Annotated in this window: 2 protein-coding genes; both read left to right on the plus strand. The window is 36.9% G+C overall.

From position 1 onward, the window contains the following. A partial coding sequence (locus tag L979_RS16400; protein WP_047692668.1) for a hypothetical protein occupies nt 1-239 on the plus strand: 239 nt, incomplete at its 5' end. Further along, nucleotides 226-780, plus strand: a complete 555-nt coding sequence (locus tag L979_RS15315) for a DUF1071 domain-containing protein (protein WP_047692669.1) — start codon at nt 226-228, stop codon at nt 778-780. The genes L979_RS16400 and L979_RS15315, both read left to right, overlap by 14 nt. The last annotated feature ends 58 nt before the right edge of the window (nt 781-838 follow it).

The raw sequence follows: 838 nt of genomic DNA on the forward strand, positions 1-838 counted from the left end.
CAGAAGAAAAAGCAAGCAAACATTATGCTAGAGGCGTCAGAAAGCTGTCTAAAGAGCTTGAAGAAATGAACGAGATAAAGTATAGGGTTGGGCCTAACGAGTGCTTATATGGCTTGATAAGTGAATTATGGAGCTATTGGGAAGACGGATATATTTTACCAATGCTTAAATATAATATCGAAATTACAAGACAAGGGGATGTATTCATCGTGGAAAGAGGAAAAAATGAGCGTATTTGAAAACTTAAGCGTCATTAATGTCAATGATAAAAAGAGTAAAAAGAATAATCTTGACTATCTATCTTGGGCATTTGCTTGGGCAGAAGTAAAAAAAATATATCCTGAAGCAACAAACAAGATTTATAAGAACAAGGATGATTGGAATTACCACACAGACGGTCGCACAGCTTGGGTTGAGGTTGGAGTTACTATCGAGGGGTTAGAGCACATTGAACATCTTCCCGTGATGGACTATCGAAACCAGTCAATTCCGCTTGAAAAACTGACTTCAATGGACGTGAATAAAGCAATTCAACGCTGTTTAGTAAAAGCAATCGCAAGGCACGGTTTAGGTTTATATATCTATATGAATGAAGACCTCCCTGACTTGACAGAAGAACAGAAACTGTTGGAAGCTGAAAAGCAACGACTTCGTGAGATCCAACCAGCACTAAAACGAGCTGAAGAACTTGGATATCCTAATATGGAACTACTTAAAACAAAGACAAAAAAAGAAATCTTTGATATTATGACAATTTGGAAAGCAACAGAGGGAAAATAAAAAATGGCAATTATCACAGTAACAGCACAAGCGAACGAAAAAAATACACGTACAGTAA

It is taken from the genome of Kocuria sp. ZOR0020 (assembly GCF_000800955.1).
GTDB classification, from domain to species: domain Bacteria; phylum Actinomycetota; class Actinomycetes; order Actinomycetales; family Micrococcaceae; genus Kocuria; species Kocuria subflava.